The sequence below is a fragment of the Sinisalibacter lacisalsi genome (assembly GCF_014640115.1).
GTDB lineage: Bacteria > Pseudomonadota > Alphaproteobacteria > Rhodobacterales > Rhodobacteraceae > Sinisalibacter > Sinisalibacter lacisalsi.
This window is the reverse complement of the sequence record NZ_BMGI01000001.1, coordinates 364,652-390,899: the sequence shown is the minus strand read 5'-3', so window position 1 is coordinate 390,899 and position 26,248 is coordinate 364,652. Positions and strand designations below refer to the sequence as shown.

Annotated in this window: 25 protein-coding genes and 1 tRNA gene; 6 read left to right on the top strand and 20 right to left on the bottom strand. The window is 64.7% G+C overall.

Features of this window, described 5'->3' with window-relative positions; all coding sequences use genetic code 11:
- Nucleotides 1–47: 47 nt before the first annotated feature.
- The 4 genes from IEW01_RS01840 to xylF form a co-directional block, all read right to left on the bottom strand.
- Nucleotides 48–1,139 (bottom strand): TRAP transporter substrate-binding protein, encoded by a 1,092-nt coding sequence (locus IEW01_RS01840; RefSeq protein ID WP_188525896.1) that lies wholly within the window; start codon nt 1,137–1,139, stop codon nt 48–50.
- 201 nt (nt 1,140–1,340) lie between these two features.
- Nucleotides 1,341–2,117 carry an ATP-binding cassette domain-containing protein gene (locus tag IEW01_RS01835; RefSeq protein WP_188525895.1) on the bottom strand — a complete coding sequence of 259 codons (777 nt, stop codon included), beginning with the start codon at nt 2,115–2,117 and terminating at the stop codon, nt 1,341–1,343.
- A 2-nt stretch (nt 2,118–2,119) separates the two neighbouring features.
- A complete protein-coding gene (locus IEW01_RS01830) occupies nt 2,120–3,421 on the bottom strand; it encodes a sugar ABC transporter permease (RefSeq protein ID WP_188525894.1) in 1,302 nt (433 codons plus the stop codon).
- An 80-nt stretch (nt 3,422–3,501) separates the two neighbouring features.
- Entirely contained in the window at nt 3,502–4,524 is a 1,023-nt protein-coding gene (gene xylF / locus IEW01_RS01825) for a D-xylose ABC transporter substrate-binding protein (RefSeq protein WP_188525893.1), read from the bottom strand.
- A 158-nt stretch (nt 4,525–4,682) separates the two neighbouring features.
- Here xylF and IEW01_RS01820 point away from each other — a divergent pair, with 158 nt between their 5' ends.
- The gene (locus IEW01_RS01820) at nt 4,683–5,909 is read left to right on the top strand and encodes an ROK family transcriptional regulator (RefSeq protein WP_188525892.1); all 1,227 of its coding nucleotides are present in this window, start codon (nt 4,683–4,685) and stop codon (nt 5,907–5,909) included.
- Nucleotides 5,902–7,443 (top strand): CRTAC1 family protein, encoded by a 1,542-nt coding sequence (locus IEW01_RS01815; protein ID WP_188525891.1) that lies wholly within the window; start codon nt 5,902–5,904, stop codon nt 7,441–7,443. The genes IEW01_RS01820 and IEW01_RS01815 overlap by 8 nt, the downstream gene beginning before the upstream one ends.
- A 3-nt stretch (nt 7,444–7,446) precedes the next feature.
- Here the strand turns inward: IEW01_RS01815 and IEW01_RS01810 are convergent, their stop codons facing one another.
- The 7 genes from IEW01_RS01810 to IEW01_RS01780 form a co-directional block, all read right to left on the bottom strand.
- Nucleotides 7,447–8,751 carry a cytochrome-c peroxidase gene (locus tag IEW01_RS01810; RefSeq protein ID WP_188525890.1) on the bottom strand — a complete coding sequence of 435 codons (1,305 nt, stop codon included), beginning with the start codon at nt 8,749–8,751 and terminating at the stop codon, nt 7,447–7,449.
- Nucleotides 8,751–9,698: an aldose epimerase family protein gene (locus tag IEW01_RS01805; protein ID WP_188525889.1), complete on the bottom strand. Its 948-nt coding sequence runs from the start codon at nt 9,696–9,698 to the stop codon at nt 8,751–8,753. The genes IEW01_RS01810 and IEW01_RS01805 overlap by 1 nt, the downstream gene beginning before the upstream one ends.
- Before the next feature lie 3 nt (nt 9,699–9,701).
- Nucleotides 9,702–11,012, bottom strand: a complete 1,311-nt coding sequence (xylA, locus tag IEW01_RS01800; protein ID WP_188525888.1) for a xylose isomerase — start codon at nt 11,010–11,012, stop codon at nt 9,702–9,704.
- Complete coding sequence (xylB, locus tag IEW01_RS01795) at nt 11,009–12,460, bottom strand: xylulokinase (protein ID WP_188525887.1); 1,452 nt, start codon at nt 12,458–12,460, stop codon at nt 11,009–11,011. The genes xylA and xylB overlap by 4 nt, the downstream gene beginning before the upstream one ends.
- Nucleotides 12,461–12,537: 77 nt before the next feature.
- Nucleotides 12,538–13,743: an NAD(P)/FAD-dependent oxidoreductase gene (locus tag IEW01_RS01790; protein ID WP_188525886.1), complete on the bottom strand. Its 1,206-nt coding sequence runs from the start codon at nt 13,741–13,743 to the stop codon at nt 12,538–12,540.
- 60 nt (nt 13,744–13,803) lie between these two features.
- A complete protein-coding gene (locus IEW01_RS01785; protein ID WP_188525885.1) occupies nt 13,804–14,445 on the bottom strand; it encodes a ChrR family anti-sigma-E factor in 642 nt (213 codons plus the stop codon).
- Nucleotides 14,442–15,092 carry a sigma-70 family RNA polymerase sigma factor gene (locus IEW01_RS01780; RefSeq protein WP_438810808.1) on the bottom strand — a complete coding sequence of 217 codons (651 nt, stop codon included), beginning with the start codon at nt 15,090–15,092 and terminating at the stop codon, nt 14,442–14,444. Before IEW01_RS01780 ends, IEW01_RS01785 begins: the two co-directional genes overlap by 4 nt.
- 92 nt (nt 15,093–15,184) lie before the next feature.
- On the opposite strand from IEW01_RS01780, the gene IEW01_RS01775 reads away from it, so the two are divergent.
- From IEW01_RS01775 to IEW01_RS01760, 4 genes are read left to right on the top strand one after another with little or no spacing between them, the layout of a single operon-like run.
- Nucleotides 15,185–16,477 (top strand): NAD(P)/FAD-dependent oxidoreductase, encoded by a 1,293-nt coding sequence (locus IEW01_RS01775; RefSeq protein WP_188525884.1) that lies wholly within the window; start codon nt 15,185–15,187, stop codon nt 16,475–16,477.
- Nucleotides 16,478–16,494: 17 nt separating this feature from the next.
- Complete coding sequence (locus IEW01_RS01770; RefSeq protein ID WP_229738004.1) at nt 16,495–17,232, top strand: DUF1365 domain-containing protein; 738 nt, start codon at nt 16,495–16,497, stop codon at nt 17,230–17,232.
- Entirely contained in the window at nt 17,232–18,392 is a 1,161-nt protein-coding gene (locus IEW01_RS01765; protein ID WP_188525882.1) for an SAM-dependent methyltransferase, read from the top strand. The genes IEW01_RS01770 and IEW01_RS01765 overlap by 1 nt, the downstream gene beginning before the upstream one ends.
- The gene (locus IEW01_RS01760) at nt 18,385–19,110 is read left to right on the top strand and encodes an SDR family NAD(P)-dependent oxidoreductase (protein WP_188525881.1); all 726 of its coding nucleotides are present in this window, start codon (nt 18,385–18,387) and stop codon (nt 19,108–19,110) included. The genes IEW01_RS01765 and IEW01_RS01760 overlap by 8 nt, the downstream gene beginning before the upstream one ends.
- Nucleotides 19,111–19,119: 9 nt before the next feature.
- Here IEW01_RS01760 and aroE read toward each other — a convergent pair whose 3' ends face one another.
- The 9 genes from aroE to IEW01_RS01710 all read right to left on the bottom strand — a co-directional run bounded on the left by aroE (nt 19,120) and on the right by IEW01_RS01710 (nt 26,233).
- Entirely contained in the window at nt 19,120–19,938 is an 819-nt protein-coding gene (aroE, locus tag IEW01_RS01755) for a shikimate dehydrogenase (RefSeq protein ID WP_188525880.1), read from the bottom strand.
- The gene (gene aroQ / locus IEW01_RS01750; RefSeq protein WP_188525879.1) at nt 19,935–20,372 is read right to left on the bottom strand and encodes a type II 3-dehydroquinate dehydratase; all 438 of its coding nucleotides are present in this window, start codon (nt 20,370–20,372) and stop codon (nt 19,935–19,937) included. Before aroQ ends, aroE begins: the two co-directional genes overlap by 4 nt.
- A 134-nt stretch (nt 20,373–20,506) precedes the next feature.
- Nucleotides 20,507–20,818 (bottom strand): hypothetical protein, encoded by a 312-nt coding sequence (locus IEW01_RS01745; protein ID WP_188525878.1) that lies wholly within the window; start codon nt 20,816–20,818, stop codon nt 20,507–20,509.
- Nucleotides 20,819–20,821: 3 nt separating this feature from the next.
- Complete coding sequence (locus tag IEW01_RS01740) at nt 20,822–21,115, bottom strand: hypothetical protein (protein ID WP_188525877.1); 294 nt, start codon at nt 21,113–21,115, stop codon at nt 20,822–20,824.
- Between the two features lie 8 nt (nt 21,116–21,123).
- Nucleotides 21,124–22,527 (bottom strand): DUF2793 domain-containing protein, encoded by a 1,404-nt coding sequence (locus IEW01_RS17665; protein ID WP_229738003.1) that lies wholly within the window; start codon nt 22,525–22,527, stop codon nt 21,124–21,126.
- 147 nt (nt 22,528–22,674) lie between these two features.
- Nucleotides 22,675–22,751, bottom strand: a tRNA-Pro gene (locus tag IEW01_RS01725).
- A 45-nt stretch (nt 22,752–22,796) separates the two neighbouring features.
- Nucleotides 22,797–23,744 carry a DMT family transporter gene (locus IEW01_RS01720; protein WP_188525876.1) on the bottom strand — a complete coding sequence of 316 codons (948 nt, stop codon included), beginning with the start codon at nt 23,742–23,744 and terminating at the stop codon, nt 22,797–22,799.
- A 429-nt stretch (nt 23,745–24,173) separates the two neighbouring features.
- Complete coding sequence (gene leuB / locus IEW01_RS01715) at nt 24,174–25,280, bottom strand: 3-isopropylmalate dehydrogenase (RefSeq protein WP_188525875.1); 1,107 nt, start codon at nt 25,278–25,280, stop codon at nt 24,174–24,176.
- 59 nt (nt 25,281–25,339) lie between these two features.
- Nucleotides 25,340–26,233 carry a LysR family transcriptional regulator gene (locus IEW01_RS01710; RefSeq protein WP_188525874.1) on the bottom strand — a complete coding sequence of 298 codons (894 nt, stop codon included), beginning with the start codon at nt 26,231–26,233 and terminating at the stop codon, nt 25,340–25,342.
- Nucleotides 26,234–26,248: the final 15 nt, after the last annotated feature.

Here is a 26,248-nt window from a genome sequence, read left to right as displayed (position 1 = left end):
CCCGGAGCATGCTCCGGGCCTTTTCATTCTGATCGTGCAAGCTGCGATTACGACAGCGAGAAGTACTTCCGACGCGCTTCGATGAAGCCCATGTCGGTGCCTTCCGTGCGGGTCCGCAGAATGTTGAGCGCCGCGATGTAGCTTTCGGCAGTTTTCTTCGTCAGCGCATCGCCACCTTCGCGGATCTCGGTCAGGATTTCCTCCGCGGCGGTACCGGCCGCTTCGAGGAGATCGTCCGGGAACGACGCATAGGTCTGCACGCCGTGCTCGTTGACGAGCGTCTTGAGAGCGCGCGGATCGTTGGCATACATGTCGGATGCCACCTCATCGTATTCCGCCTGGCAGACGTCGCGCACGATCGCCTGAAGGTTGGCCGGAAGCGCCTGGTACTTCGCCTTGTCGACGACAAGCTCGGTGGCGAGGCCGGGCTCGACGAAGGACGAGGTGTAGTAGTGCTTGGCCACCTGGTAGAAGCCGAGCGCGAGATCATTGTAGGGGCCGACGAACTCCGCCGCATCGAGCGTGTTGTTCTGCAGCGCCTGGAAGATCTCGCCAGCGGCCATGTTCGTCACCGACGCGCCGAGGCGGGACCAGACCTGCCCGCCGAGGCCGGGCGTGCGGAAGCGCAGGCCCTGAACGTCGTCGAGGCTCTTGATCTCGTTGCGGAACCAGCCGCCAGCCTGCGTTCCGGTATCGCCCGAGAGGAAGCCCTGAACGCCGAACTGGTCATAGATTTCGTCCCAAGCTTCCTGGCCGCCCATGAAGCGCACCCAGGCCGTCAGTTCACGCGAGGTCATGCCGAAGGGCACGCCGGTGAAGAACGACAGCCCCACCGACTTGTTCTGCCAGTAATAGGCGGCACCGTGGCTCATTTCGGCCGAACCGTCGATCACGGCATCAAGGGCTTGCAGCGGCGGCACCATTTCGCCAGCCGAGTAAACCTGAACCGTCAGTTGCCCGTCGGTCGCGGCGGTGATGCGGTCGGCAAGGCGCTGTGCGCCGACACCGAGGCCCGGGAAGTTTTTCGGCCAGGTCGTCACCATGCGCCAGGTGATACGGTCCTGCGCAACAGCGGGTGCGGCAAGAGCCGCCCCGGCGGTGCCGACAGCGGCACCGGTCAGAAACTTACGACGCTCCATTGAGATCCTCCTCCGATCTTTGGTCTTGTTCATAGCGATTGTTCTCGGGCAGGCGTCACACCGGCCCAAGCTGCGGGCAACAGTAAGGGGCTACCGGAGGATTTCAAACGGAATTTGCCAACACCGTCAGCAAAGCTCCCGAACCGGGCGCGTCTGTTTGCCGCTGCTGCCCGGAACGCCGGCCGGCGAAGCCGCGCCACTTCAGGCCGCGTCTTCCTTGGGGTTCTTGCCGAGGATGATCATGCCGAGCAGGTCGTCCTCGGTCACCTCATCGACGTTGACCGTGCCGACGAGGCGCCCGTTCTTCATCACGCTGGCCCGGTCGCAAAGCTGCTTCACCTGGTGAATGTCGTGGTCGATCAGGAAAATCCCGATCCCCTGCCGCTTCAGCTCGCCGATCAGTTCGGCCACCATGCGGGTTTCCTCCACGCCCAGTGCCGCCGTCGGCTCGTCCATGATCAGGATCTTGGCGTCGAAATACACCGCGCGGGCAATGGCGACCGATTGCCGTTGGCCACCGGAAAGACCGGCCACGGGGGTCGAGTAACGCCGGAAGTTCGGGTTCAGTCGCGACATGATCTTGCGCGTCTCGGCTTCCATCCGGGGATCGTCGACAAACCCGAGCCGCGTGGTGAGTTCGCGCCCGAGAAAGAGGTTCGACGCGGAGTCGAGGTTATCGGCCAGCGCGAGGGTCTGGTAGATCGTCTCGATGTTGTAGCGCCGCGCATCGCGGGGGTTGTTGATCTGAACCTCTTCGCCGTTGACGAAGATCTGCCCGCCATCGCGCTGGTAGGCGCCCGAGAGCATCTTCATCAACACCGATTTGCCGGCACCGTTGTGCCCGAGGATGCCAACCACCTCGCCGGGATAGACATCAACGGTCACATGGTCGACCGCGCGGATACCGCCGAATGCCTTCTGCATGTCGCGCATTTCGCAAAGGGGCGTGCCGCTCCTGTCAATGCTCGTGTCTGCCATGGTCAAACTCCCGTCCGATTGCGGTAGACGATGTCGATGAAGACGGCCAGAACCAGGACGATGCCGACCACGATGTTCTGGTAGGGCGCTTCGACCCCGACCATGGCCATGCCCGATTGCAGGCTCTGCATGATGAGCGCACCGATGATCGCGCCGTAGATCGTGCCGATCCCACCCGAAAGCGCGGTTCCGCCGATCACGGCAGCCGCGATCACGCGCAACTCGTCAAGCGTGCCCACGTCGTTGGAATGGAAGTTGAGCCGCGCGCTGGCGACCACGGCCGAGAGGGCGCAGAGGAAGCCGACGATGGCGAAGACCTTCACTGTCAGCAGACGGGTGTTGATGCCCGAGAGCGCCGCAGCCTCGGGGTTGCCCCCGGCCGCGAAGATGTATCGGCCGAGCCGCGTACGCTGCGCCACCACCGTCATCGCCGTGGCGATGATGATCAGCATCAGCACCGAGAGCGGCACACCGTAGCCGGCGGTGTACCCTTCCGGCATGACCTCGCCGCGCGCTTCGAACATGCGCTCAAGACGCCGGTCGGGAATGTCGTAGGAATTGAGGATCCAGACGAACCCGAGGATCGCTGTCACGGAAACCCCGGCGATCAGGATCTCGGCCCAGATCGGTTTCACCGGAAAGCCGTGGCCGACCTTCCTGCGTCTTGCGCCGAAAAGGAGATAGAGCGTGAACAGGGCGGCAAGCGCACCGAAAATCCACGATCCGGTTTCGCCAAGCGTTCCGTCGATTCCGCCCAGCGATACGAATTGAGGATCGAGCGGGCCAACGGTCTGGCCGCTGGTGATATGCCAGGCGACGTTTCGCCAGACGAAAAGCCCGCCGAGCGTAACGATGAAGGCCGGGATCGCCAGGTAGCCGATCAGGTAGCCATGGAAGGCGCCGATGATGGTGCCGACGATGGCCCCGACAACGATGGTGATCGGCGCGATCAGGGGCGAGCCCAGTTCGAGGCCGAGCAGGTCCGGCAGCAGGTCGGTCTGGGTCACCGCCATGGTGGCGGAGACCGTCGCGAGCAGCGCACCGACGGACAGATCAATGTGGCGGGTGACGATGACGAAGACCATGCCGGTGGCCATGATGGCGACGGATACGGTCTGGATCGTCAGGTTGAAGATGTTGCGCGGGGTGAGAAACCGGCCCTCGGTCATGATGTTGAACACGATGGCGATCGCCAGGAAGGCGCCGATCATGCCCAGCAGCCGGGTATCTATTTCCAGGTTCTGGAACAGGTTTCTCTTTGTCCGCGCGGGTTCCGACGGGTCGTACGAGGTCGAATCGGTCATGGCATGATCCCGGTGCAGGCGGACCCCCACCCCGCTAAGGGTGGGGGCCGGACTTTTTCGAAGGTCGGTTGATCAGGCGATCAGTTGCAGGGGGCCGGGCCGCCCTCGACGCCCTGGCACAGGGATTCCTGGCTGATCCAGCCGGCATCCACCACGAGCGGGAGGTTGTCCTGCGTGATCGGCACCGGGGCGAGGAAGATCGACGTCATCGTCGTGCCCGACGGCGAGGTCCATTCCATCGCACCTTCGATGTCTTCCTTGGCGGTTCCGCTCGCCATGGCGACTGCGGCTTCGGCCGCGGCCTTGCCGAGATCACGTGCGTCCTTCCAGACCGAAACCGTCTGGGTGCCCTTGGCAACGCGGTTCAGAGCGGCGTGGTCACCGTCCTGACCCGAAACCGGGATCCCTTCCATGCCCTGCGCGGTGAGCGCCGCGACAACGCCACCGGCGGTGCCGTCGTTCGACGCCACGACGGCATCGACGTCGTTGTCGTTCGCGGTCAGGATCTGCTCCATGTTGCGCTGGGCGTTCGCCGGAAGCCAGCCATCGGTGTATGCTTCGCCCACGATGGTAATGGCGCCGCTGTCGATCGCGTCTTGCAGGATCTCCTGCTGGCCGCCGCGCAGGAAGTCGGCGTTCGGATCGGTCGGCGACCCCTTGATCATCACGTAGTTGCCTTCCGGCGCTGCCTCAAGCACGGCACGGGCCTGCATGCGGCCCACCTCGACGTTGTCGAATGTGATGTAGAGCGCGCGCGGGTCTTCGATCAGGCGGTCATAGGCGACAACCGGAATACCCTCGTCGGCCGCGGCCTGCACGGCGGGAATGATCGCCTGGGTGTCCTGCGCGAGCAGGATCAGCGCGTCGGCGCCCTGGGCGATGAGGCTTTCGATGTCGGACAGCTGCTTGGCCGACGACGATTGCGCGTCGGCGGAAATGTAGGTCGCGCCGGCGGCTTCAAGAGCCGCAACGATCGCCGCTTCATCCGTCTTCCAGCGTTCTTCCTGAAAGTTCGACCAGCTCACGCCCACGGTCTGGGCAATAGCCGAAGTCGCCATCGAAGCGCCAAGGAACGCCGCGGCGAAAACCACAGTTTTCTTCATGTTTTCCTCCCAAATATGGCGTCATACGAGATATCCCCCGAGCAGGGATTCGCAGACGATGAGAGAATCGTAGCACATTTATTTTTATGGTCTAAATAAATAACGCACCGAATCCCGCAAATTGTGATAAGCGGATCAAAAACGAGGGAGGAGCGCCCGTGGCAAGGCAAGACAGGCCCGCCGCTGGCCCGGACCAGCGCGAGTTGAACCGTCAGCAGGTGGTGGCGGTGATTCGCGGCGCGGGCCAGATCGCCCGGATCGACATTGCCCAGGAAACCGGGGTCAGCCCGGCGACGGTGACAGCGATCACCTCAGAACTCATCGGCGCGGGCCTCATCGAAGAGGTCGCCCCGGAGGAAGACCGGGAATCTACCGGCCGGGGCCGGCCGAGGGTGGCGCTGCGGGTGCGTGGCGCGGCGCATCTCGTGGCCGGCGTCAAGGTGTCGTTCCGCACCCTGAGCCTCGTTCTGATCGATTTCGAGGGCACCACCGTCGCCGAGCACGAGGCCGAGCTTTCCGAGCAGCAGCTTTCGCCCGAGACCCTGATCGTCGATATCAGGCGCGCGCTCGATGCGATCACCGCGAAGATCGGGCGCAAGACGGCCGATATCTCGGGCCTCGGCGTGGGGTTGGCCGGCACGATCGACGCCCCGGAAGGGTTTGTGCACTGGTCGCCCTCGCTCACCGAGCGCAACGTGCGGCTGCGCGATCAGCTCGAAGCGGCGCTGCCGATGGCCGTGTTCATCGACAACGACGCCAACCTCGTCGCCAAGGCCGAACAGCTCTTCGGCGAGGCCCGCGGGGTGAGCGATTTCATCGTCATCACCATCGAACAGGGCGTCGGCATGGGCATCGTGATCGACGGCAGGATCTATCGTGGCACGCGCGGCTGCGGCGCCGAGTTCGGCCACACCAAGGTGCACCTTGATGGCGCCCTTTGCCGCTGCGGTCAGCGGGGCTGCCTCGAAGCCTACGTGTCGGACTACGCGCTCTTGCGGGAGGCCGATGTTTCGCTGCCCGGCATCGCGGGAAAAAGCCGGTCCGAGCGGCTCGAAACCCTGTTCGCCGCGGCGCACCGGGGCGAACACACCGCCCATACCATCCTCAACCGGGCAAGCCGCATGTTCGCTATGGGCCTGGCCAACATCGTCAACATCTTCGATCCCAAGTTGATCATCCTTTCGGGCGAACGCATGAGCCGCGATTTTCTCTATTCCGACGACGTTATCGCCGCGATGCGCGACGAGGTGGTGCAGGTCGACGCGCCGCCGCCGGAGGTTCGTATCCACAAATGGGGCGATTCGATGTGGGCCAAGGGCGCCGCCGCCTATGCGATGGAAGGCGTCACCGAACTCGCCGTGCGGAGGTTGACGACAGATGCGTGAGCATGTTGCGGCCCTGATCCTGTTACCCGGCATCGCGCTGGCAGACCCGGCGTTCCGCCCGGTGTCGGTGCCCGATCACGTCTATGCCGGCGGGTGGGAGCATTTTGTCGGCGGCGGCGTCGCCGCCTTCGATTGCAACGACGATCTTTTCCCCGAACTTTTCGTCGCCGGGGGCAGCAACGACGCGACCCTGTTTCTCAACGAAACCGAAACACGGGGCGGTGCCACCCGGTTTCGCTCCGCCACCCCCGAGGCGCTTTCGCTCACCGGCGTGATCGGCGCCTATCCCCTCGATATCGACGGCGACGGGCGGCTCGATCTCGCGGTGTTGCGGGTGGGCCAGAACCTGCTGCTGAAAGGCGGCGCCGCGTGCAGCTTTGCGCCATTCGGCCCCGAACTCGGCTTTCGGTCCGACGATCGCTGGACCACCTCCTTCACCGCCACGTGGGAACAAGGCCAGCGCCTGCCCACGCTTGCCTTTGGCAATTACGTCGATCGCACGAACCCCGAGGGCCCGTTCGAGGCCTGCGATGTGAACCATCTCTATCGGCCGAAAAACAGTGTCTATTCCGAGCCAATCAGGCTCGAACCCGGCTATTGCGCGCTCTCGGCGCTGTTCTCCGACTGGAACCGGCAGGGCCGCGCCGATCTGCGCCTGAGCAACGACCGGCACTATTACGTGCGCGGCGGCGAGGAGCAGCTCTGGGCCATGGAAGCCACGCCGAGACTCTATTCCGCCGACGAGGGTTGGCGCTCCTACTCGCTCTGGGGCATGGGCATCGCCTCGCGCGATATCACCGGCGACGGGTTGCCGGAGGTCTATCTTTCCTCAATGGCCGACCAGCTGTTCCAGATCCGCGACGGAGATGGTCCCACCTGGGTGCCCGCGCCCTTCGACCTTGGCACCACCGCCCAGCGCCCGCACCTCGGCGACGATGGCCGGCCCTCGACCGGTTGGCACATCGCCTTCGGCGACGTGAACAACGATGCCCGCGACGATGCCTTCATCGCCAAGGGCAATGTCGAGCAGATGCCCTCGAACGCGATGGAAGACCCGAACTCGCTGCTGATTCAGGGCGAAGACGGGGTGTTTCGCGAGATCTCGGTGGAGGCCGGGGTGGCCAGCATGGCGCGCTCGCGCGGTGCGGCGCTGGTGGATCTGAACCTCGACGGCAAGCTCGATCTCGCCGTGGTCAACCGCCGCGTTCCGCTCGAGGTTTACGAAAACGGCGCCGGGGAAGCCGGGCATTGGCTTCAGGTCGCCCTCGCCCAGCCCGGGCCCAACACTCATGCCGTGGGCGCCTGGATCGAGCTTCGTGCAGGCGGGCGCGTTCACAGCCGCGAAATCACCGTGGGCGGCGGCCACGCCGGTGGAAGGGCAGTGCCCGAGCATTTCGGCCTTGGCGCGGTCGAAAAGGCCGACCTGCGGGTTATCTGGCCCGACGGCAGCGTATCGGATTGGGTGAGTGTGGATGCGAATGGCATCGTCCGCGTAACGCGGCTCTCCAACGGCCTCTCCATCGAGCAGCTTTGACGGCTACTCGACCGGCAAGCCGCTCGGCACACGATCCGGGATTCCCAGCCGTCCCTCGCGGCTTCCCGGGTCGGTGAGGCTTTCGAGAAACGCCAGGATCGCCGCCACCTCATCATCGGTCAGGTCTGTCGGCGCCAGTTCGTTCGCCTCCGCGATCGCCGCGATCTCTCGCGCGTCAGCCAGGATCGCGGTGTCTTTTTCCTCCGCGCCCTCCAATTTCGGCAGGATCGCCTGCGAGATATCGTAGCTGAACAGCGATTTCACCGGATCGAGGTGGTGGCGGACCACGGCTTCGAGCGTGGCATAGGCCCCGCTGTGCCCATAGGGCGCCGTGAGGGCGACGTTGCGCAAGGATGGCGTGCGGAAACGGTAGATATCATCCGGGTTTCCGGTAACCCGCAGCCGCCCGATGTCGCGCGTATGGGTCTCGAACCGCGCCACCGCGCCCGGCCCGATCTGGGGCATGGCGATGGCGTGAAACGCGTGGTCGGTCAGAAACTTGCCCGCGTGGCAATCGGCACAGCCTGCCTTGCCGTAAAACAGCTCCATCCCATCCAGCGCCGGGCCTGAAAGTGGCTCTATTCCACGCAAATGTGCATCAAACGGGCTTTCATCGGCACGCCACTCAAAGGCGATGAACTCGGCGATGACATCGGAAATATCGGTGAAATCTATCGGCGCATCTCCGATCACGGCATCGAACTTCGCGCGGTATTCGGGGATCGCTTCCACCCGATTCGAGATCAGATCCCACGCGCCGCCCTCGCCGGTGAGCATTCCCAGCCGAACCGCCTGGCTGACCTCGTTCTCGCTGTAATGCCCCGCCATCTCGTCGGCCGAAAGCACGGGAAACATCGCCTGCGCCGAAAGCACGCCCGAGAACCCCTCGACCATTTCCTGCCCGAGCGGTGTGCGGATGCCCCCGGGTTTGGTCGGGTCGGCCTCGAGCCGGCCGGCGTGGAACATCCGGGTGAATTCCTTCGCCCCGAGATTGAACATCGCCGGCGCGTTACGAGGGATGCGCTTTTCGGGATAATTCTCGCCCAGCGCGCGGCGATCCGGCCCGAGCCCCGCGCCGCCGTCGCCAAGACCGAGCGAAAGCCCGTCGGACGTGCCGAATTTGGGATGGTGGCAGGTGGAACAGGCCACGGTTTTTGAGCCCGACAGGATCGGGTCGAAGAACAGGAGCTGCCCGAGGGCGACGGCTTCGGGCGTGGTTTCCATGTAATCGGCGTCGGTGATCGGCGGAGGCAACTCCGCCGCTTCGGCCAGCCCCGCGATCATCACAAAGGGCAGGATGAACCGCATCAATCCACCTCGATCGAAAGCCGCTGAACATAGGGCGCGTCGGGCGTCACGATCAGCGAAGGGAAGCCGGGCTGGTTCACCGCATCGGGGAAGCCCTGAGGTTCGAGACAGATCCCGGTGAAGGGCTCGTGTGCGCCAGCGAGGTATTTGCCCGTGTAGAACTGAAGCCCGGGCTGATCGGTGAAGAACCGCAGGGTTGGCGCACCGGGCGCGGTCAGCACGGCGGCGGGCTGATCGCCGGTAAGAACCATGCAATGGTCGATCCCCTCGTGGGCGGCATCGGCCGCGCCGATCCGCCGGGATGCGCGGAAATCGCGGATCGTGCCCGAAACGGGCGCGGCATGGCCCAGCGGGATGCTGCCCTCGTCAATGGGCAGATACTCGTCCGCCGCGATCTGCAATTCGTGATCCCAGATCTCACCGCCGGTCAGGTTGTAATAATTGTGCTGGGCGAGGTTGATCGGCGTTGGCCGGTCCACCTCGGCGCGCATTTCGTAGGTGAGGCGAGTCTCGCTAAGGCTCACCACCACCTCGAACGCCGCCCGCCCCGGATAGCCGCCATCGCCGTGGCCACTGACGCACGTGAGTCGCACCGCGTTGGCGGAAGCATCGGCCTCCATCTGCCAGTGCCGCTTGCCAAGCCCCCGGGGGCCGCCATGAAGGTGATTGGCCCCGTCGTTGAGCGGCAGCACCACATCAGCGCCATCAAGCGAAAACCGCCCGCCCGCGATCCGGTTCGCCACCCGGCCCGCGATGATTCCGAGGAAAAACGGATCATCGCCATAATCGGCCGGGTCGTCATAGCCGAGGATCATCGAGCGCCCGCCGATCCGCCAATCGCGTGTGATCGCACCATAGCTCAGGAGCGTCACCTCCATGTTGCCCGTGGCGAGCCGGGCCGCGTCGACCGCCCGGCCATGGATATGGGTATGGCCGCGGACGATCATCGCTCAGACAAACCGGTTCACGACGTTCTCGAGGTATTCCTGGCGCCCCGAGCGCGGCTCCGGTTCGATGCCCTCGGCTTCGACCTTCGCGGCCAGCTCCTCGAGGCTCGACTTGCCCGCGAGAACGGCCTGCCATGTGTCACTATTCCAGCCGGAATAGCGACCTTCGACGAAACCGTCGAGCGTGCCGTCCTCCAACATCGCGGCGGCGGCCTTGAGGCCGCGCGCGCAAGTATCCATCCCGCCGATATGGCCGTGCAGCAGGTCTTCCGCATCGAGCGACTGACGCCGCAGCTTGGCATCGAAATTGGTGCCGCCATTGCCAAAGCCACCAGCCTTGAGGATGTGGTAATAGGCCAGTGCCACCTCGGGCACGTTGTTGGGGAACTGGTCGGTATCCCAGCCCGATTGGTAATCGTTCCGGTTCATGTCGATCGAGCCAAAAATGCCGAGCGCATTGGCCAGCGCGATCTCGTGTTCGAAGCTGTGGCCGGCAAGGATCGCGTGGCCCTGCTCGATGTTCACCACCACCTCGTTCTCCAGCCCGTGGCGCTTGAGGAAGCCGTAAACCGTGGCCACGTCATAGTCATACTGGTGCTTCGAGGGCTCCTGCGGCTTGGGTTCGACCATGATCTGCCCCTTGAAGCCGATCTTGTGCTTGTACTCGACCACCATGTTCAGCATCCGGCCCATCTGCGCGTCTTCGCGCTTGAGATCGGTGTTGAGCAGCGTCTCGTAGCCCTCGCGCCCGCCCCAGAGCACGTAATTCTGGCCGCCGAGCTTCTTCGTGGCGTCCATGCAGGTTTTGATCGTGGCCGCCGAATAGGCAAACACCTCCGGGTCCGGGTTGGTCGAGGCGCCCGACATGAAGCGGCGGTGGCTGAACAGGTTGGCGGTGCCCCAAAGCAGGCCCACGCCGGTTTCTTCCTGCTTCTGCGCGAAAATGTCGGTGATTTCCTCCAGCGCGCGGGTGTTTTCGCGGAAATTGCCAAGATCAGGCCGAACGTCGGCATCGTGGAAGCAGTAGAACGGCACGCCCAGCGCCGAGAACATCTCGAAGGCCACATCGGCCTTGAGCTTGGCATTCTCCATCGCGTCCTGCGGATACCATGGCCGGTCAAACGTCCGCCCGCCGAAGGGATCGAGCCCTTCCCAGGCGAAGCTGTGCCAATAGGCCGCGGCGAAGCGGAGGTGATCCTCCATCCGTTTGCCCATCACCATCTCGTCGGGATTGTAATGATGGAAGGCGAGCGGGTTGGTGCTGTCGGGCCCCTCGAAGGGAATGCGCTCGACGGGGAAAAATCCGGTGCTCATGTGATCTCCTTCAAAGCAGGATAGAGCGCGCGATATTGCGCGTAAGATTCGTCATAGGCGTGGGCAAGATCGGCGCGCGGCTGGATCGTGCGCGCCACGGCGGGGCGCGTCATCACCTCCGAGGGTGCCGCGCCCGTATCGCCCACGATGGCGAGCCGCGCCGCGCCCAGCGCCGCGCCGAACTCGCCCTTCTCGGGCAGGTCGATCGGCGCACCGAGGAGCGTGGCGATCAGCTCGACCCAGTAGTCGGATTTGGAGCCGCCGCCGATCGCCAGCAGGCGGTTGAGCGTGGTGCCGGTGGCTTTCAGCGCCTCGTGATTGTCCTTGAGCGCGAAGGCGACGCCTTCCATCACCGCTTGCGTCAACTCCTTGTGGCCGTCGCCGATGGAAAGCCCCACGAAGGCCCCGCGAATGCGCGCATCGTTATGCGGCGTGCGCTCGCCCGAGAGGTAGGGCAGGAAGCGAATGCTGCCCGGCCCGTCGATCCTGTCGCCCACAAGTGCGCTCAATTCCGCCGGTTTAGTGCCTGTTTGGGCCGCCAGCCAGTTCAGGCAATCGGTGGCCGCAAGGATCACGCCCATCTGGTACCAGGTATCAGGCACCGAGTGGCAGAAGGTGTGCACCGCCGTTTCCGGGCTGGGCGCGAAACCCGCCTTGGCGGCGAGCAAAACGCCCGATGTGCCGAGCGAAACAAAACCGTCGCCCTCGTCGAAGCAGCCCACGCCGCAGGCCGAGGCGGAATTGTCGCCACCGCCGCCCACCACCTTGACGCTTTCGGAAAGCCCCCAGCGTTTTGCCACCTCGCGGCGCAACGTGCCGGAAACTTCCGAACCCTCCACGAGGCGCGGCATCTGATCGAGCCGCATCCCCGCCTTCCCGAGCAGGTCCGTCGACCAGGCCCGTTTGCCGGTGTCCATCCACGAGGTGCCGGCGCTGTCGGACATATCCGACGCGTGGTCACCTGTCAGCCAGAGGCGCAGGTAATCCTTGGGCAGGAGCACCATGGCGACGCGGCCGAAAATCTCCGGCTCATGCACCTGCACCCATGCGAGCTTCGGCGCGGTGAAGCCGGGAAACACGATATTGCCGCTGATCGCGCGGAAGGCCGGATCGCCATCCATCGCGGCGGCCTCGGTCGCGGCGCGGGTATCGTTCCACAGGATCGCGGGGCGCAGAACCTCGTTCGCGCCGTCGAGCAGGGTGGCCCCGTGCATCTGGCCCGAAAGGCCGATCGCCCGGAGCGCGGCCAGCTCCTTGGGGTGGCTCTGACTCAGGGCATCCAGCGCGCGTTCGGTGGCGGCGATCCACTCCGCCGGGTCCTGCTCGCTCCAGCCGGAATGCGGGTGCGAAACGGGATAGGCCTGATCGGATGCGGCCAGCACCCTGCCCTCGCCATCAACGAGAACGGCACGCAGGCCCGACGTGCCGAGATCCAATCCGAGATACATCCATCCTCCCGTCCGGCTGATTTATTTCAACCGTTGAAATAACTATGGACCCGACTCGCGCGGCAAGTCAACGACGCTCAGATGATGGCCGCTTCATCCTGGCGAATACCGCGCCGGATCCTGCCGATCTGGAGCGACGAAAGATCAAGCGTTTGCCAGCCGCCCGTGGTGATCCATTCGGCGATACCGCGCCCCATCGCGGGCGATTGCTGCAGCCCGTGGCCGGAGAACCCGTTGACGTAGAGAAGGTTCTCAACCTCGTCGTCGGGGCCGACAACGGCATTCTGGTCGAGGGTGTTGTAGGCGTAATGCCCAACCCATTCGTTGACCACGCGGATCGCCTCGAACGCGGGGATGCGATGCGCGAGAACCGGCCAGACCTTGTCTTCCCACAGGCTGTGATCGGCAGCGAAATCGTCGGGCTCCACCGCCGGATCATCGTCCGGCGTCGCCCCGACCATGTAATAGCCGCCATCGCTGCGCACATGCACGCCGCTGGGATCAATGGTGAGCGGGAGCGCGCGGTCGAGCGGCTCCGCGGCCGCGAACACCCAAGTGTAACGCTTGCGCGGCTCCACCGGCAGCGCCCGCCCGGCCATGGCGGCCACGCGCGCAGCACGGGGCCCGGCGGCGTTCACCACCCAGCCGCAGCCGATTCGCTCGCCGCTTGCGAGACGCACCGCCCGCGCGCGCCCGGCCTCCACGTCGATCCCGACAACATCGCCGGTCACGAACTCCACGCCGCGCTCCCGGGCCAGCCGTCGCCACCATTCAAACATCGTGCCGCCGTCGAAATAACCCTCGTCGCGCAGGTTATGCGCGCCAAGCACGATGTCGTCGGTGCGGTAGAACGGATAGGCTGCGGCGATCTCGTCAGGTGTCATGATCCGCGACCCGGCCCCGAGTTCAGCTTGCATAGAGACTGTTTTTTGCAGGTGCGCGGCAAAATCCTCGTTTCCTGCAAGATACATGTAGCCGAAAAAATGGGTGTGAATATCGGGCACGCGCTCGTCGCCCATCTCTTCGCGAAACGCCTTCAAATAGCGCGCGCCGAACTGGCTGATGCGCACGTTGATCTCGCTGGAAAACTGCTGGCGGATGCAGGAATTGCTGAGCGCGGTGGAACTCTGGCAATAGCTCGGATCCCGTTCCACCACCAGGATGCGTCCGTCGAAGGCGGGGTTGGACGCGAGGAACCAGGCCACGCTCGCGCCCATGATCGCGCCGCCGACGATGACGACGTCATAGCTGCTTTTGCCAGGAACAGTCTCGAAATTCGCCATCGCGGCCCCTCCGTTCAGACAACCCGTGTCTGCCCGAAAGCACCGCCGAATGCCAGAGCGTCAGATCCCGAACAGCGGCTGCAGAAGACGCGGCAGGAAGGTGTTGAACTTGAGCGGCGCGTCGGTGGCGGCAAGCACGATGCAGGGGGCGCCGGCGTCGGCCACCGGCGTATGGTCCAGATCAGCATCGGCGACCTCAACGTCGCCAACATCGAAATGCCCGGTCTCGTCGGCAAATCCGCCTTGCAGCACCAGCGTCAGCTCGGTGCCGTGGTGGCCGTGATCGGGCACCGCGGTTTTCGGCGGGATGAACAACAGACGCGAAAGGCCGTCGGTATCGCCGCCGATCAGGCATTGCTTCACACCGCCGCCGAGCGATTTCCAGCGCGGCGCCTTGCCCTTGAGGGCATCCATGATCGGACCGGGGAAAACGCCATCGCGCGCACGGGGGGCAGGCTCGGGTTCAACCGGATCATCGAGGTGATCGAGCACCCGGGAAAACAGGTCGGGCGAAACCGCCGCCGCTGCCGTGGTATCCAGCACAGCGCCGCCGGCCGCCTCGTGTGCGGCCAGTTCGGCCCGGCACTCGTCGCACAACGACACATGCGCCGCGACGACGAGCGAAAACGCCTGCCCGAGAGACCCGGCGGCATAGGCCGCGAGAATCTCGCTCGGAATATGGTGAGAAATGTTCGCGTTCATTCCTGTCTCAAGTCCTTCAACTCGTGCCGCAGCCGTTCGAGACCAAGCCGGATACGGGATTTGATCGTGCCGAGCGGCAGCCCGGTTGCCTCGCGAATCTCGGTGTGGGTCAAATCCCCGAGATAGGCGCGCTCGATCATTTCGCGTTGTGCGGGAGCCAGCTTTTCAAGCGCCTGCCGCAGTTTGTCGGTTTCCTGTTCCAGCGCGATCACCTGGCCCGCATCGGGCCCATCATCGCTTTCGTCTTCATTCGCCAATGCCTCCGGTACGGGCCGCGCTTCCTTTCGGATCACGTCGATCTGCCGATTTCGCGCGATCTGGTAAATCCAGCTGGAAACCTGCGCGCGCTCGGGGTCGAACAGGTGCGCCTTGCGCCACACCGTGAGCATGACCTCCTGAACGATGTCTTCCGCCTGCGCCTTCGGGGCGCCGGCGCGCATCACGAAGCCCTTGAGCCGCGCGGCGTAGTGATCGAACAGCTTGGCGAATGCCGCCTTGTCGCGCTGATCGCGGATCGCCAGCATCCAGACTGTCTGCTCAGAATAGGACCGGTTCCGCTCGGCTTGTGATGTCACGATTCGCTCGCTTCCCGCAGGCCTGGAGGCCGCGACTGGATTGGGGGCAAGGGCTTCATTGAGCATCAGCATACCGTGTCTACGCGCGCATGCCAGAGCAGGATCAAAAATGATCTACAGAAGGTTCGGGGGCGTAGCTGAGGAGCAAACACGATGGAGTGACCATGTCGTTCGACGCCCCCGTATCCAACCCGCAGCGGATTGCCATCATCGGCGCCGGAATCTCAGGCCTTGCCGCCGCCTACGAACTCGCGCCTTATCACGCGGTCACCCTCTACGAGGCCGAGCCGCGCCTGGGTGGGCACGCGCGCACGGTAGTTGCCGGAAAGCGGGGCGATCAGCCGGTCGATACCGGTTTCATCGTGTTCAACTACGCCAACTACCCAAATCTCACGCGGATGTTCCAGGCGCTCGACGTGCCGGTGAAAAAATCCGACATGTCGTTCGGTGCAAGCATCGACGGCGGCCGGGTGGAATACGGGCTGAAGAGCCTCGGCGCGCTCTTTTCGCAGCGCGGCAACGTGGCCCGGCCGCAATTTCTGCGGATGGTGCGCGACATTCTGCGCTTCAACGCGAAGGCCGAATCCGCCGCCACCTCCGACGACGTGACGATCGGCGATCTCGTCGATGGTCTCGGGCTGGGCGACTGGTTCGAGCGCTACTATCTGATGCCGATCTGCGGCGCGATCTGGTCGACCCCGCCCGCAGCCATCCGCGGTTTTCCCGCGAAATCGCTCGTCGCCTTCTTCCGCAACCACGCCTTGCTTTCCGCCACCGGCCAGCACCAGTGGTGGACGGTGGATGGCGGCTCGGTCGAATACGTCAATCGCCTTGCCGATCACCTGAAAACGCGCGGCGTCTCGCTTCGCACCGGCACACCGGTGAAATCGGTGGAACGGCAGTTCGGAAGCGTTACCATTCATGCCGAAAGCAGCGCCCCGGAGGTGTTTGACCAAGTGATTTTCGCCGCGCATTCCGACGATGCCCTGCGCCTGCTTGCGGCGCCGACGAGTTCCGAACGCGCGGCGCTCGGCAATCTCAACTACCAGGACAACCGGGTTCTCCTGCACCGCGATCCAGCCCAGATGCCCCGCCGGAAATCCGCGTGGTCATCCTGGGTCTACAAGGCCGATGGCGCGGGCGAGGAAACGAAGATCGGCGTGTCCTACTGGATGAACCGGCTTCAAGGCATCCCCGAGGACGATCCGCTGTTCATCACGTTGAACCCCGTGGGCGAGATCCCCGAGCACCTGACCTATGACGAGGTGACCTTTCGCCACCCGGTGTTCGACCGTGGCGCGCTGGCCGCCCAGACCGCGCTCAATGCGATCCAGGGTCAGAACAACACCTGGTTCGCCGGTGCCTACCTGCGGCACGGGTTCCATGAAGACGGCTTCGCCTCCGCCGTGCGCGTCGCGCGGGCGATGAAGCCGCAGGAAGCACTGCTCGCGGCATGATTCACACCCCCCTTCATATGCCGGGACAAACCGTCCACGCGCGGCGCGGCGGGCCGAAGAACACCTTTCGCTACGGGATAGATTACCTGTTGATCGACCCGGAGCGTGACGAGCCGACGCCTGCCCTTTTCTCGCGCAACCGGTTCAACCTGCTCGCGGTGCATGACCGCGATCATGGCGGCGCCCGGGAGGCGGGCGAAGGTGCGGCCTGGGCACGGCGGGTGTTTGCCGCGCAGGGCGTTGCGCTCGGCGCGGAGGCGCGCGTGCTTCTTCTCACCCAGCCGCGCTTTCTGGGATACTGGTTCAACCCGGTGAGCTTCTGGCTGGCGATGGAGGGCGACGATCTGCGCGCGGTGATCGCCGAGGTCAACAACCCCTTCGGTGATCGCCATTCCTATTTCTGCGCCAACCCCGATTTGGCACCGATCACCGCGGGCGACACGATCACGTCCGACAAGGTGTTTCACGTCTCGCCGTTCCAGCGCATCGCCGGGAAATACCGTTTTCGCTTCGATATCGGCACCGAACGCATCGCCATTTCGATCACGTTGCTTGACGGCGAGAAGGGCCTTGTCGCAACCTTGACGGGCCCGCTCGTGCCACTGAGCACCGGCGGCATCCTGCGGGCCAGCCTGCGCCGCCCGGCCGGGGCCCTGCGCACCATCGCGCTGATCTACTGGCAGGCGGTGAAACTCAAGCTCAAGGGCGCGCGTTACCGCACCCGCCCTGCGCCGCCGAAAGAGGAGGTTTCCTGATGTCGCTCATCTCCGACCGCGTGAAACGCGATTTTCTCGCCACCTGTGAGCGAATCACCCGCGGCTCGCTCACGGTGCGCACCCCGGAGGGCGGCGTGTACCATTTCGGCACCGGCACGCCTCAGGCGGAGTTGCAGATCAACGATTGGGCCGCGATTACCGCCACCGCCGCACGCGGCGATATCGGCTTTGGCGAGGCCTATGTGGCCGGGCTGTGGGATTCGCCCTCGATCCAGGCGCTCACCGAGCTGGTCTTGCTGAACTACGAGGAATTCGAAGGCTACGCCAACGCGACCTTCTGGAACACGCTCAAGTTCCGCCTCGTCGACAGGCTCCTGCGCGCCAACTCCAAACGCGGCGCCTCGCGCAACATCCGCGCGCATTACGACGTGGGCAACGAGTTCTACCAGGCCTGGCTCGACCCCTCGATGACCTATTCCTCCGCGCTCTACACCGAGGGCGACGACGATCTGAACCGTGCCCAGCTGCGCAAATACGACCGTATCCTGAGCCGCCTTAGCGATGCCGGCGAGCGGGTGCTCGAGATCGGCTGCGGGTGGGGCGGGTTTGCCGAGCGCGCGACCGAGGCCGGGAGGCACGTTACCGGGCTGACCATTTCGCCGAGCCAGAAAGGCTATGCCGACGCCCGCCTCGACGGCCGCGCCGAAATCCGGCTGCAGGATTACCGCGAGGCCGGGGGCAAGTTCGACAACATCGTTTCGATCGAGATGATCGAAGCCGTGGGCGAGCGTTACTGGCCCACCTATTTCGCCACGATCCGCGACCGGCTCGCCGAGGGTGGCCGTGCGGTCATCCAGGCGATAACGGTGCCCGACGATTACTTCCCGATCTACCGCAAGAATTCCGACTACATCCGGCAATACACTTTCCCCGGCGGGATGCTCCTGTCTGATGCGGTGATCCGCGAACAGGCCGGGCGGGCCGGGCTCAAGGTGAAAGACAGTTTCGCCTTCGGCAAGGATTATGCCCGCACCTGCGAAACATGGGCCGCGCGGCTGGAAGCTGCCAAGCCGCGCCTTTCCATGCTCGGCTACGAGGGCCCGTTCCTGCGCAACTGGCGCTATTACCTCGAAATCTGCGCCGCCTCCTTCGCGACGGATCAGACCGATGTCGTCCAGGTCGAGCTGACCCATGCGTGATCTCGCCGGCAAGCGTTACTGGCTGATCGGCGCGTCCGAGGGACTGGGCCGGGCGCTGGTCGACGATCTCGACGCAGCGGGGGCCTCCCTCGTGCTGAGTGCCCGCAACCAGACACGGATCTTGGAGATCGCGTCTGGCATGCGTGACGCCGAGGTGGTGCCGGTCGACGTGACAGACCCGAAATCAGTGTCTAAAGCAGCGCGATCGGTCGGTGAGATCGACGGCGTGATCTATTGCGTCGGGGCCTATGAGCCGATGAAGGCAACGGAATGGAGCGCGGACGCCGCCACGCTCATGGCCGAGGTCAACTTCGTCGGCGCGCTGCATGTTTTGGGGCAGGTCGTGCCCGCTTTCGTGAAGAAGAACGCGGGCCATATCGTGCTGATCGGGTCGCTTTCGGGCTTTCGCGGCCTGCCCGGCGCGATCGGTTATGGCGCCTCGAAAGCGGCCCTGATGCACCTCGCCGAAAACCTGCGGATCGACCTGCGCGAAACGGATATCGACGTGCAGGTGGTCAACCCGGGCTTCATCCGCACCCGGCTGTCCGGGAAGAATGATTTCGCCATGCCGCAGATCATGGAGCCCGAAGATGCAGCGGCCCGGGTCATCAAGGCAATGAAAGGGCGGCGGTTCTCGACGAGCTTCCCGGCGCCGTTCTCATGGCTGTTCACCCTCGGGCGGTATCTGCCGCTCGGGCTGTTTCACCGCATCTTCTGAAAACAGACCCTATTCCAGTGGAATCGTCATCGCCTCGATCACGGGGGCGGTATCGGGCCGGCGGCCCCGCCACCAAGCAAAGGCCTCCGCAGCCTGCTCCACCAGCATGCCCACACCATCCGCGAGCCGCTCGGCGCCGCTCCTCTCGGCCAGTTCTAGGAACGGCGTCTTGCCCTTGCCGTAGGCCATCTCATAGGCCAACCGCGCGCCCTCGAAGGCAGCCGGTGGAATCGGCAGGGCCGCGCCGCTGAGGCTTGCCGACGTGCTGTTGAGCACGATGTCGAAACCTCCGGAAATATCTTCGTAGCCGCAGGCCTGCACCGAGCCGCGCGGGCCGAGAAGATCGCGGATGGCTTCCGCTTTCGAAACGGTGCGGTTGGCGATCACGATCTCGCCCACGCCGGCTTCGAGGAAGGGCACCACCGCCCCACGCGTTGCGCCACCTGCGCCGGCGAAAAGCACCCGTCGCCCCTTGAGCGCAACGCCGAGGTTGTCGACGATATCGCGCACAAGTCCGACGCCATCGAAATTCTCGGCGACGAGCTGCCCGTCTTCCACCTTCACGCAGTTCGACGCGCCACAAACCACGACCGCCTCGTGTGCCTCGTCGGCCAGTTCGGCGGCCTCGACCTTGAACGGCACGGTCACGTTGAAGCCCTTGCCCCCCGCCTTTACGAAATCGCGAACGGCGGCGGCGAACCCGTCGACCGGCGCCTCGATCGCCTCGTAACTGATATCGTCGCCAAGCTGGCGCGCGAACTCACCGTGGATGAACGGGCTTTTCGTATGCCCCAGGGGGTTGCCGAACAGCGCGTAACGGTCGGTCATGCCAGCAACGTTCCCATACGCCGAACCGCCAGCGCATAACCTTCCACCCCGAAGCCCGCGATCACCCCCTCGGCCCTCAGCGAAACGTAGGACACATGGCGAAAGCTCTCGCGCTTGTGCACGTTGGAGATATGCACTTCGAGCACCGGGCCCTCGTAGGCATTGAGCGCATCGAGAATCGCGATCGACGTATGGGTATAGGCACCGGGATTGATGATTATCCCCGCCGCCTCGGCGCGCGCCTCGTGAATCCAGTCGATGAGTTGCCCCTCGTGGTTCGACTGCATCAGCCTCACCTCGAGCCCGGCCTTCGCGGCCACTGCGGCGCACATCGCCTCGACGTCGTCGAGCGTATCGGAACCGTAGATGTCCGGCTCGCGGTGTCCAAGCAGGTTCAGGTTGGGTCCGTTCAGGATGTAGATCAGGCGGCTCATGGGGATGTCCTCGGTCTGGTGCCTGCTGTTTGGCATCAAATCCCGCGTCCGACAAGAACGGTGCCATGGCTCCAGGGTGGATCGCAGCACCCCTTGGTGCCACGATCCCGATCAGACGCCCCCCGCACCCCGTCCTAGAATGCCTCGACCAGCCGGATGATATCGTCCGACGGCAGCGGCCATTTGGGCGCCGCGCTCTTCGCTATGGCGCGGCGGCATTCCTCGATCATTGCCCATTTCCAGTCATCGGCCCTATCGAACGTCGCCTCCTCTTCCGGAGTGAGTTGGCCCCGCAGCCTGGCGGAAAGCAGGTTCTTGACCGTGTTGTCGTCGAGCACGGCGGTTATCCGGGCCTCGCACGCCGTCTTGATCGCCCCCGCACGGGCCTCGGCTTCGCGGGCGGCCTTGTCTTCGGCAGTGATCACTTGCGAAAAATCGATGGTCATCTCTCACTCCGGCAGGTTGATGGGGCCGTCAGCCGCCACGGTTATTGGCGCCGGGAAGCGCGCCGCCTCGCTCGCATTGGCGCCGACCGGGAACAGCAGCGTCACACACAGCGTGCCGCTCTCGTCGCGCTCCACGTCGGCAGCGAAATGGGGGCTGCCGATGGCCTCCTGCGGCAGGGTCGCCCCGGCCGGCAGAGGGCCGAAATCGAAATCCTCGCCGTTGATCGTGAGCACGTCGGCGGTTTTCCTGATCGTGAGTGTGCCGTCATGGCGCACGGGGGATAGTTTGATCTTCATGTTGCCTCCTAGAACCAGCGACCGATGGCCATGACACCGACATAGCCTTTGCTTGTGGATGTCAGCGCGTCGTTCCCGTCGATCACGCGAATTTCGGCCGTTGTGGGGTATATCCCCCTGATCACGTTCGCGCGGTCTGCGTAAGGCGTGCCATCGCCGAAAGAATTGCCATCCGGGGTGATGCGATCGTCGATCGGCGTATAGGTGAGAACCGGTTTCCCCGCGAAGGCAGCCGGGTAGGTGAAATGCCCTTTCAGAACGCGACTGTTGAGGTATCCCAGCATGAACTCGTTGTTCCAGCACCATTGCGTGCCATCAGCAAAGCGGACGTAATCGCCATTGGCGTTCGAACCCCTCTCGATAACCGCGCCCGTGGGCATCCCGCCCGACTGGCCGACTGTTCCGAGCACGCTGTGCTGAGTGTAGGCTTCGCTCCAGGGGCCCCAATTCCCGTCACCCGAACGAAGGCGGCGGAACACCCGCATCGTGGTCGCGGCCGTGGCGTCGTAGCCATAATGGGCCGACTGGATCACCGCGTCGTTCGCATGAACCCGCTGGGTGGTCAGCCAGACCAGCGCGCCTGATGCTGCAAGTGGCCAGGTGCCCGGATTGGCATCGCTGACGAGGCCGGCAAAACCGGCGTCGACGGCGTCGATGTCGATCCCGCTACCGGCGGGATAGTCGGCCCCGAAGCTCGCAAGGCTCGCCGTAACCGCCCCGTCCACCCGAACCAGCTTTTCCGCCCTGGCATCGGCCGGCGAAGCCTGCACCGCCGCCCCGCTTGCCTGTCCCGTCGCCCGGTCAAGCAGCAGCGCCTCGGTCCAGGTGCTGCCATCCGGGCTCACCTTGATCGACCAGTCGTCGCTGCCTGCCAGCCCCATCTCGGCCCGGGCCGACCAGTTCGTCTGGAACAAGAGGCTCGCGGTGTCGGTATCGGCCGACTTGTTGATCTTGAGCTGGTGACCGCCGCCCTCATGGCTCAGGAGCGTCGCGGGCGACGACACCGCCAGCCGGTTCGTGCCATCCGAGGTGGTGTTCACACCTACCCCGGACAGGTTGTCGAAAGCCTCGGGGACGACGGCCTCCCAGCTACTGCCGGACCAGACCCTCAGCTCGGTGCTCCCCGCGCGTGCCGCCGTCCAGCCCGGCTGCGGGGCGTGGAACTGCCACGCCCCGTCGACAAACATCGCAAGCTGCCCATCCTTGCCGCTCCAGTCGCCCTGCGCGCCCGCACCAAGGGCGTGAACCTCGCCCTCGAGCGGCAGCGAGGGCGGCGTCGTGGCATCGAATTGCACCACGGCAAGCTGAACCAGCGCATCGAGGACCCGCAAGGCCTCGTTATGGGTGACGTGCTTCTGGGCCTGCGCAGACTGGATATACGGCAGATCTAGCCTTGGCGAATTGTCCGACATGGGACCTCCTCGGGGCGTGAAAACTCGAGGGCGGTGATACCGGTGCAGGTCTGAACGCTGGCCGAAGCCGGGGCCCGCCGCGTTAAGGTTCTGAAAGGAATTCGGAGGCCGAAAAAGCAAACGCCGCGGCACCCGCGGCGTTCAAATTGGTCGGAGTGAGAGGATTCGAACCTCCGACCCCTGCCTCCCGAAGACAGTGCTCTACCAGGCTGAGCTACACTCCGACCGTGGCGGGCGGGATAGCCCAGCTTGCCGGGCTTGGCAAGGGCCTATCGCCGCTGCCCGATACGCCTGAGCAAGGGCGAAATCCGGAAGCTCGCCGCCGTCGGCCCCCGCGAGCGGGTGCGCAGAACGGGCGTGGTCGATTTCGCGCCAAGGCGGCTCTCGCGGATCACGATGTAAACGCCGCTCGCGATGATGATCCCGGCCCCGATCACCGTGGGAAGATCGACGGATTCACCGAACAGGAAGTAGCCGAAAATCGTCGCCCAGATGATCTGCGAATACTGCATCGGCGCCACGATCGCCGCGTCGCCGTCACGATAGGCCGCGATCAGCAGAAGCCCGGCGATGAAGGCAAGGAACGAAATCAGCCCCATCCCGCCGACGTGCGCCACCGGCATCGGCTTGTAGACGAACCCGAGCAACGCCCCCATCACGATGAAATTCGCTGCGAGCGGGTAGAGCATCAACACCGCCGTGCGCTCCTCGCGCCCGATCTTGCGCACGATCACCGAGGCCAGCGCGCCAAACACCGCCGTGCCCAGCGCCGCCAGATGCGCCAGCCCAAGCTCCGCCGAGCCGGGCCTGAGCACCACGATCACCCCCGCAAGCCCGACGATCACGGCAACGATCCGGTGTATCCCCACCCGTTCGCCAAGGATCGGGATCGCCATCAGCGTGATCAGCAGCGGCGACGCGAAGATCATCACGTAAACCTGCGCCAGCGGCAGCACCGAGAAGGCATAGAACGCCGAAAACCCGGCAATCACCGCCGACCCGGTCCGCACCAGCGTCCACCACGGATGCACCGGCCGCAGGTTTCCCTCCGTGGGGTCGCGCATCAGCATGAATGTGATCAGCGGGAAGGAAAAGATCGTGGAGAAGAAGATGATCTGAAACGGCGAATAGCTCGCCCCCAGCGTCTTGATGACCACGTCATGCGTCGCAAAGATCGCGAAGGCGATCAGGGCATAGACCGGACCCGACAGGTTCATGCAAAGCGCTCCCTTGGTGGGGGCATCAGACCATAGGTGCGGGGGAGGGGGAAGGGGGGTGAGGTTGCGGACCTTCGCGAGGTTCCGCGCCTGGGCAGGTTGGGGAGGGAAGCGGTTGTTCACTTCAACATGCTGAGTCGATCAGAAGCGTCCAAGCAGAAAACTACACAAGGTTTCATTCTGCATGGCCAAGCATCCAATCAACCACATTCACCGCGTCCGAATGCTTAAATCCCCGAAGGATCGTCAACTTGCACTCAGCGCAGCTGATTTCCTGCAAGAATGTGACCCCGAAAAGCATCAAAAAGGTCGATCTTCGCCACTATCAAAGCCGGCTAAGGATTCAAAGTCAGCCCCCACAAAAAAACCCGCACCGGAAACCGGCGCAGGTTGTCTTGTCCGGGGCGGACCAACGGCCCCTGTCCTCGCTCAGAGCGAGGCGTCGAGGGCAGCGAGGATGGCATCGCCCATGTCGCGGGTCGAGGCCGGGGTCTTGCCCTCTTCGTTCAGCAGGTCGGGCGTGCGCACGCCGTCGGCCAGCACCTTTTCCACAGCCTTCTCCAGCCGATCGGCCTCTTCGCCCTGGTCGAAGGAATAGCGCAGCGCCATGGCGAAGGAGAGGATGCAGGCGATCGGGTTGGCCTTGCCTTGCCCGGTGATATCCGGTGCAGAGCCGTGGACGGGCTCGTAGAGCGCCTTCGGGCGACCGTTCGCCATCGGTGCGCCGAGCGAGGCCGAGGGCAGCATCCCGAGCGAGCCGGTGAGCATCGCCGCAACGTCCGACAGAAGATCGCCAAACAGGTTGTCGGTGACGATCACGTCGAACTGCTTGGGCCAGCGGGTGAGCTGCATCCCGCCGGCGTCGGCATACATGTGGGAAAGCTCCACATCGGGGTATTCCTCGTCGTGCACCTTCTGGACAACCTCGCGCCAGAGGATGCCGGATTCCATCACGTTGGCCTTCTCCATCGAGCAGACCTTGTTGCCGCGCTTGCGGGCGAGTTCGAACGCCGAGCGCGCCACGCGGGCGATTTCGCTTTCGGTGTAGCGCTGGGTGTTGATCCCCACCCGCTCGCCGTTTTCCTCGAAGATCCCGCGCGGCTCGCCGAAATAGACGCCGCTGGTCAGCTCGCGCACGATCATGATATCGAGCCCCGCCACCACCTCGCGCTTGAGCGACGAAAAATCCGCCAGCGCGTCGAAGCACTGGGCCGGGCGAAGGTTGGCGTAGAGGTCCATCTCCTTGCGCAGACGCAGGAGGCCGCGCTCGGGCTTCACGCTGAAATCGAGATCGTCGTATTTGGGACCGCCCACGGCGCCGAGCAGAACGGCGTCGACACCTTGCGCCTTCTCCATCGTCTCGTCGGCCAGCGGCACGCCGTGCACGTCATAGGCCGCGCCGCCCACCAGATCCTCGCTCACCTCGAACTCCAGGCCGCGCTTGTCGCCGTACCAGGAGATGATCCGGCGCACCTCGGCCATCACTTCCGGGCCGATCCCGTCGCCGGGGAGAATGAGAATGGAGCCTGCGTTCATCGGGGTTTCCTCGGGCTGAATTTGCGTCCGGGCTGGCGTAGCGGGAAGCGCGGCGAGCGTCAAGAAAGCGCGGCGAGCGCAGCGGTCAGCGCATTCCAGACCCGCGCCACCCGGGGCACCTGCCGCAGCGCCTCGTGCGCGGTCAACCAGACCGGCAGGCGCGGCAGCGCAAGATCGGGCAGAACCCGCTCGACCAGGGGCTCGGCATCACCGATCGCCTGCTGCATCACCCCGAGGCCACCACCCGCGCGCACCAGGTTCCAATGTGCGGCCTGGTCGTCGGTGCGCAGCGCGAAGAAGTCGCGCGAGACCGGGAAGCCCGCCGCCTGCATGCCACGTATCATCAACTCGTTGCGGTCATAGCCCACCCAATCGAGCGCCAGGGCAGCCTCGGGCGTTTCCGGCCGCCCGGCCCGGTCGAGGTAGTCCCGCGCGGCATAGACGCCGAGACGCAGATCGCAGACATGCCGCGTCACCATGTCGAGCTGGTCGGGACGATACATCCGCACCGCAATATCCGCTTCCCGGAACAGAAGGTTTTCCGAGGAGTCCGACGCCACGAGGTCGATGCGGATCCCCGGTGCCTCGCGTCGCAGCCGTGCGAGGACTGGCGGAAGGAGAAAATGCGAGACGACCACCGAGGCGGTGATGCGCACGGTGCCTTCCAGCCCCCGATCGCCGCCTGCAGCGATCAGCGCCATGCGCGCCGCCCCCTCGCGCATCGCCTGCGCGGCCGGGAGCATCGCACGGCCGGTTTCGGTCAACTCGAGGCCCTTGGCGTGACGTCGGAACAGCTCGGCGCCCAGCGCCGCCTCCGCCGCACGCACCTGCCGCCCGAGCGTGGGCTGGCTCGAACCCAGAACCTTGGCGGCACCCGAGAGCGATCCGGTCTCGGCGACCGCAAGATAGGCCTGAACCAGCGACCAATCGAGTTTCGAAAAGGCATCATTCATTCAACAATGAATACC

Bases quoted from the DNA above. Each gene is read 5' to 3' on its own strand.
- IEW01_RS01840 (WP_188525896.1), bottom strand. From the start codon at position 1,139: ATGGAGCGTCGTAAGTTTCTGACCGGTGCCGCTGTCGGCACCGCCGGG.
- IEW01_RS01835 (WP_188525895.1), bottom strand. From the start codon at position 2,117: ATGGCAGACACGAGCATTGACAGGAGCGGCACGCCCCTTTGCGAAATG.
- IEW01_RS01830 (WP_188525894.1), bottom strand. From the start codon at position 3,421: ATGACCGATTCGACCTCGTACGACCCGTCGGAACCCGCGCGGACAAAG.
- xylF (WP_188525893.1), bottom strand. From the start codon at position 4,524: ATGAAGAAAACTGTGGTTTTCGCCGCGGCGTTCCTTGGCGCTTCGATG.
- IEW01_RS01815 (WP_188525891.1), top strand. From the start codon at position 5,902: ATGCGTGAGCATGTTGCGGCCCTGATCCTGTTACCCGGCATCGCGCTG.
- IEW01_RS01810 (WP_188525890.1), bottom strand. From the start codon at position 8,751: ATGCGGTTCATCCTGCCCTTTGTGATGATCGCGGGGCTGGCCGAAGCG.
- IEW01_RS01805 (WP_188525889.1), bottom strand. From the start codon at position 9,698: ATGATCGTCCGCGGCCATACCCATATCCATGGCCGGGCGGTCGACGCG.
- xylA (WP_188525888.1), bottom strand. From the start codon at position 11,012: ATGAGCACCGGATTTTTCCCCGTCGAGCGCATTCCCTTCGAGGGGCCC.
- xylB (WP_188525887.1), bottom strand. From the start codon at position 12,460: ATGTATCTCGGATTGGATCTCGGCACGTCGGGCCTGCGTGCCGTTCTC.
- IEW01_RS01790 (WP_188525886.1), bottom strand. From the start codon at position 13,743: ATGGCGAATTTCGAGACTGTTCCTGGCAAAAGCAGCTATGACGTCGTC.
- IEW01_RS01785 (WP_188525885.1), bottom strand. From the start codon at position 14,445: ATGAACGCGAACATTTCTCACCATATTCCGAGCGAGATTCTCGCGGCC.
- IEW01_RS01780 (WP_438810808.1), bottom strand. From the start codon at position 15,092: ATGCTGATGCTCAATGAAGCCCTTGCCCCCAATCCAGTCGCGGCCTCC.
- IEW01_RS01775 (WP_188525884.1), top strand. From the start codon at position 15,185: ATGTCGTTCGACGCCCCCGTATCCAACCCGCAGCGGATTGCCATCATC.
- IEW01_RS01770 (WP_229738004.1), top strand. From the start codon at position 16,495: ATGCCGGGACAAACCGTCCACGCGCGGCGCGGCGGGCCGAAGAACACC.
- IEW01_RS01765 (WP_188525882.1), top strand. From the start codon at position 17,232: ATGTCGCTCATCTCCGACCGCGTGAAACGCGATTTTCTCGCCACCTGT.
- IEW01_RS01760 (WP_188525881.1), top strand. From the start codon at position 18,385: ATGCGTGATCTCGCCGGCAAGCGTTACTGGCTGATCGGCGCGTCCGAG.
- aroE (WP_188525880.1), bottom strand. From the start codon at position 19,938: ATGACCGACCGTTACGCGCTGTTCGGCAACCCCCTGGGGCATACGAAA.
- aroQ (WP_188525879.1), bottom strand. From the start codon at position 20,372: ATGAGCCGCCTGATCTACATCCTGAACGGACCCAACCTGAACCTGCTT.
- IEW01_RS01745 (WP_188525878.1), bottom strand. From the start codon at position 20,818: ATGACCATCGATTTTTCGCAAGTGATCACTGCCGAAGACAAGGCCGCC.
- IEW01_RS01740 (WP_188525877.1), bottom strand. From the start codon at position 21,115: ATGAAGATCAAACTATCCCCCGTGCGCCATGACGGCACACTCACGATC.
- IEW01_RS17665 (WP_229738003.1), bottom strand. From the start codon at position 22,527: ATGTCGGACAATTCGCCAAGGCTAGATCTGCCGTATATCCAGTCTGCG.
- IEW01_RS01720 (WP_188525876.1), bottom strand. From the start codon at position 23,744: ATGAACCTGTCGGGTCCGGTCTATGCCCTGATCGCCTTCGCGATCTTT.
- leuB (WP_188525875.1), bottom strand. From the start codon at position 25,280: ATGAACGCAGGCTCCATTCTCATTCTCCCCGGCGACGGGATCGGCCCG.
- IEW01_RS01710 (WP_188525874.1), bottom strand. From the start codon at position 26,233: ATGAATGATGCCTTTTCGAAACTCGATTGGTCGCTGGTTCAGGCCTAT.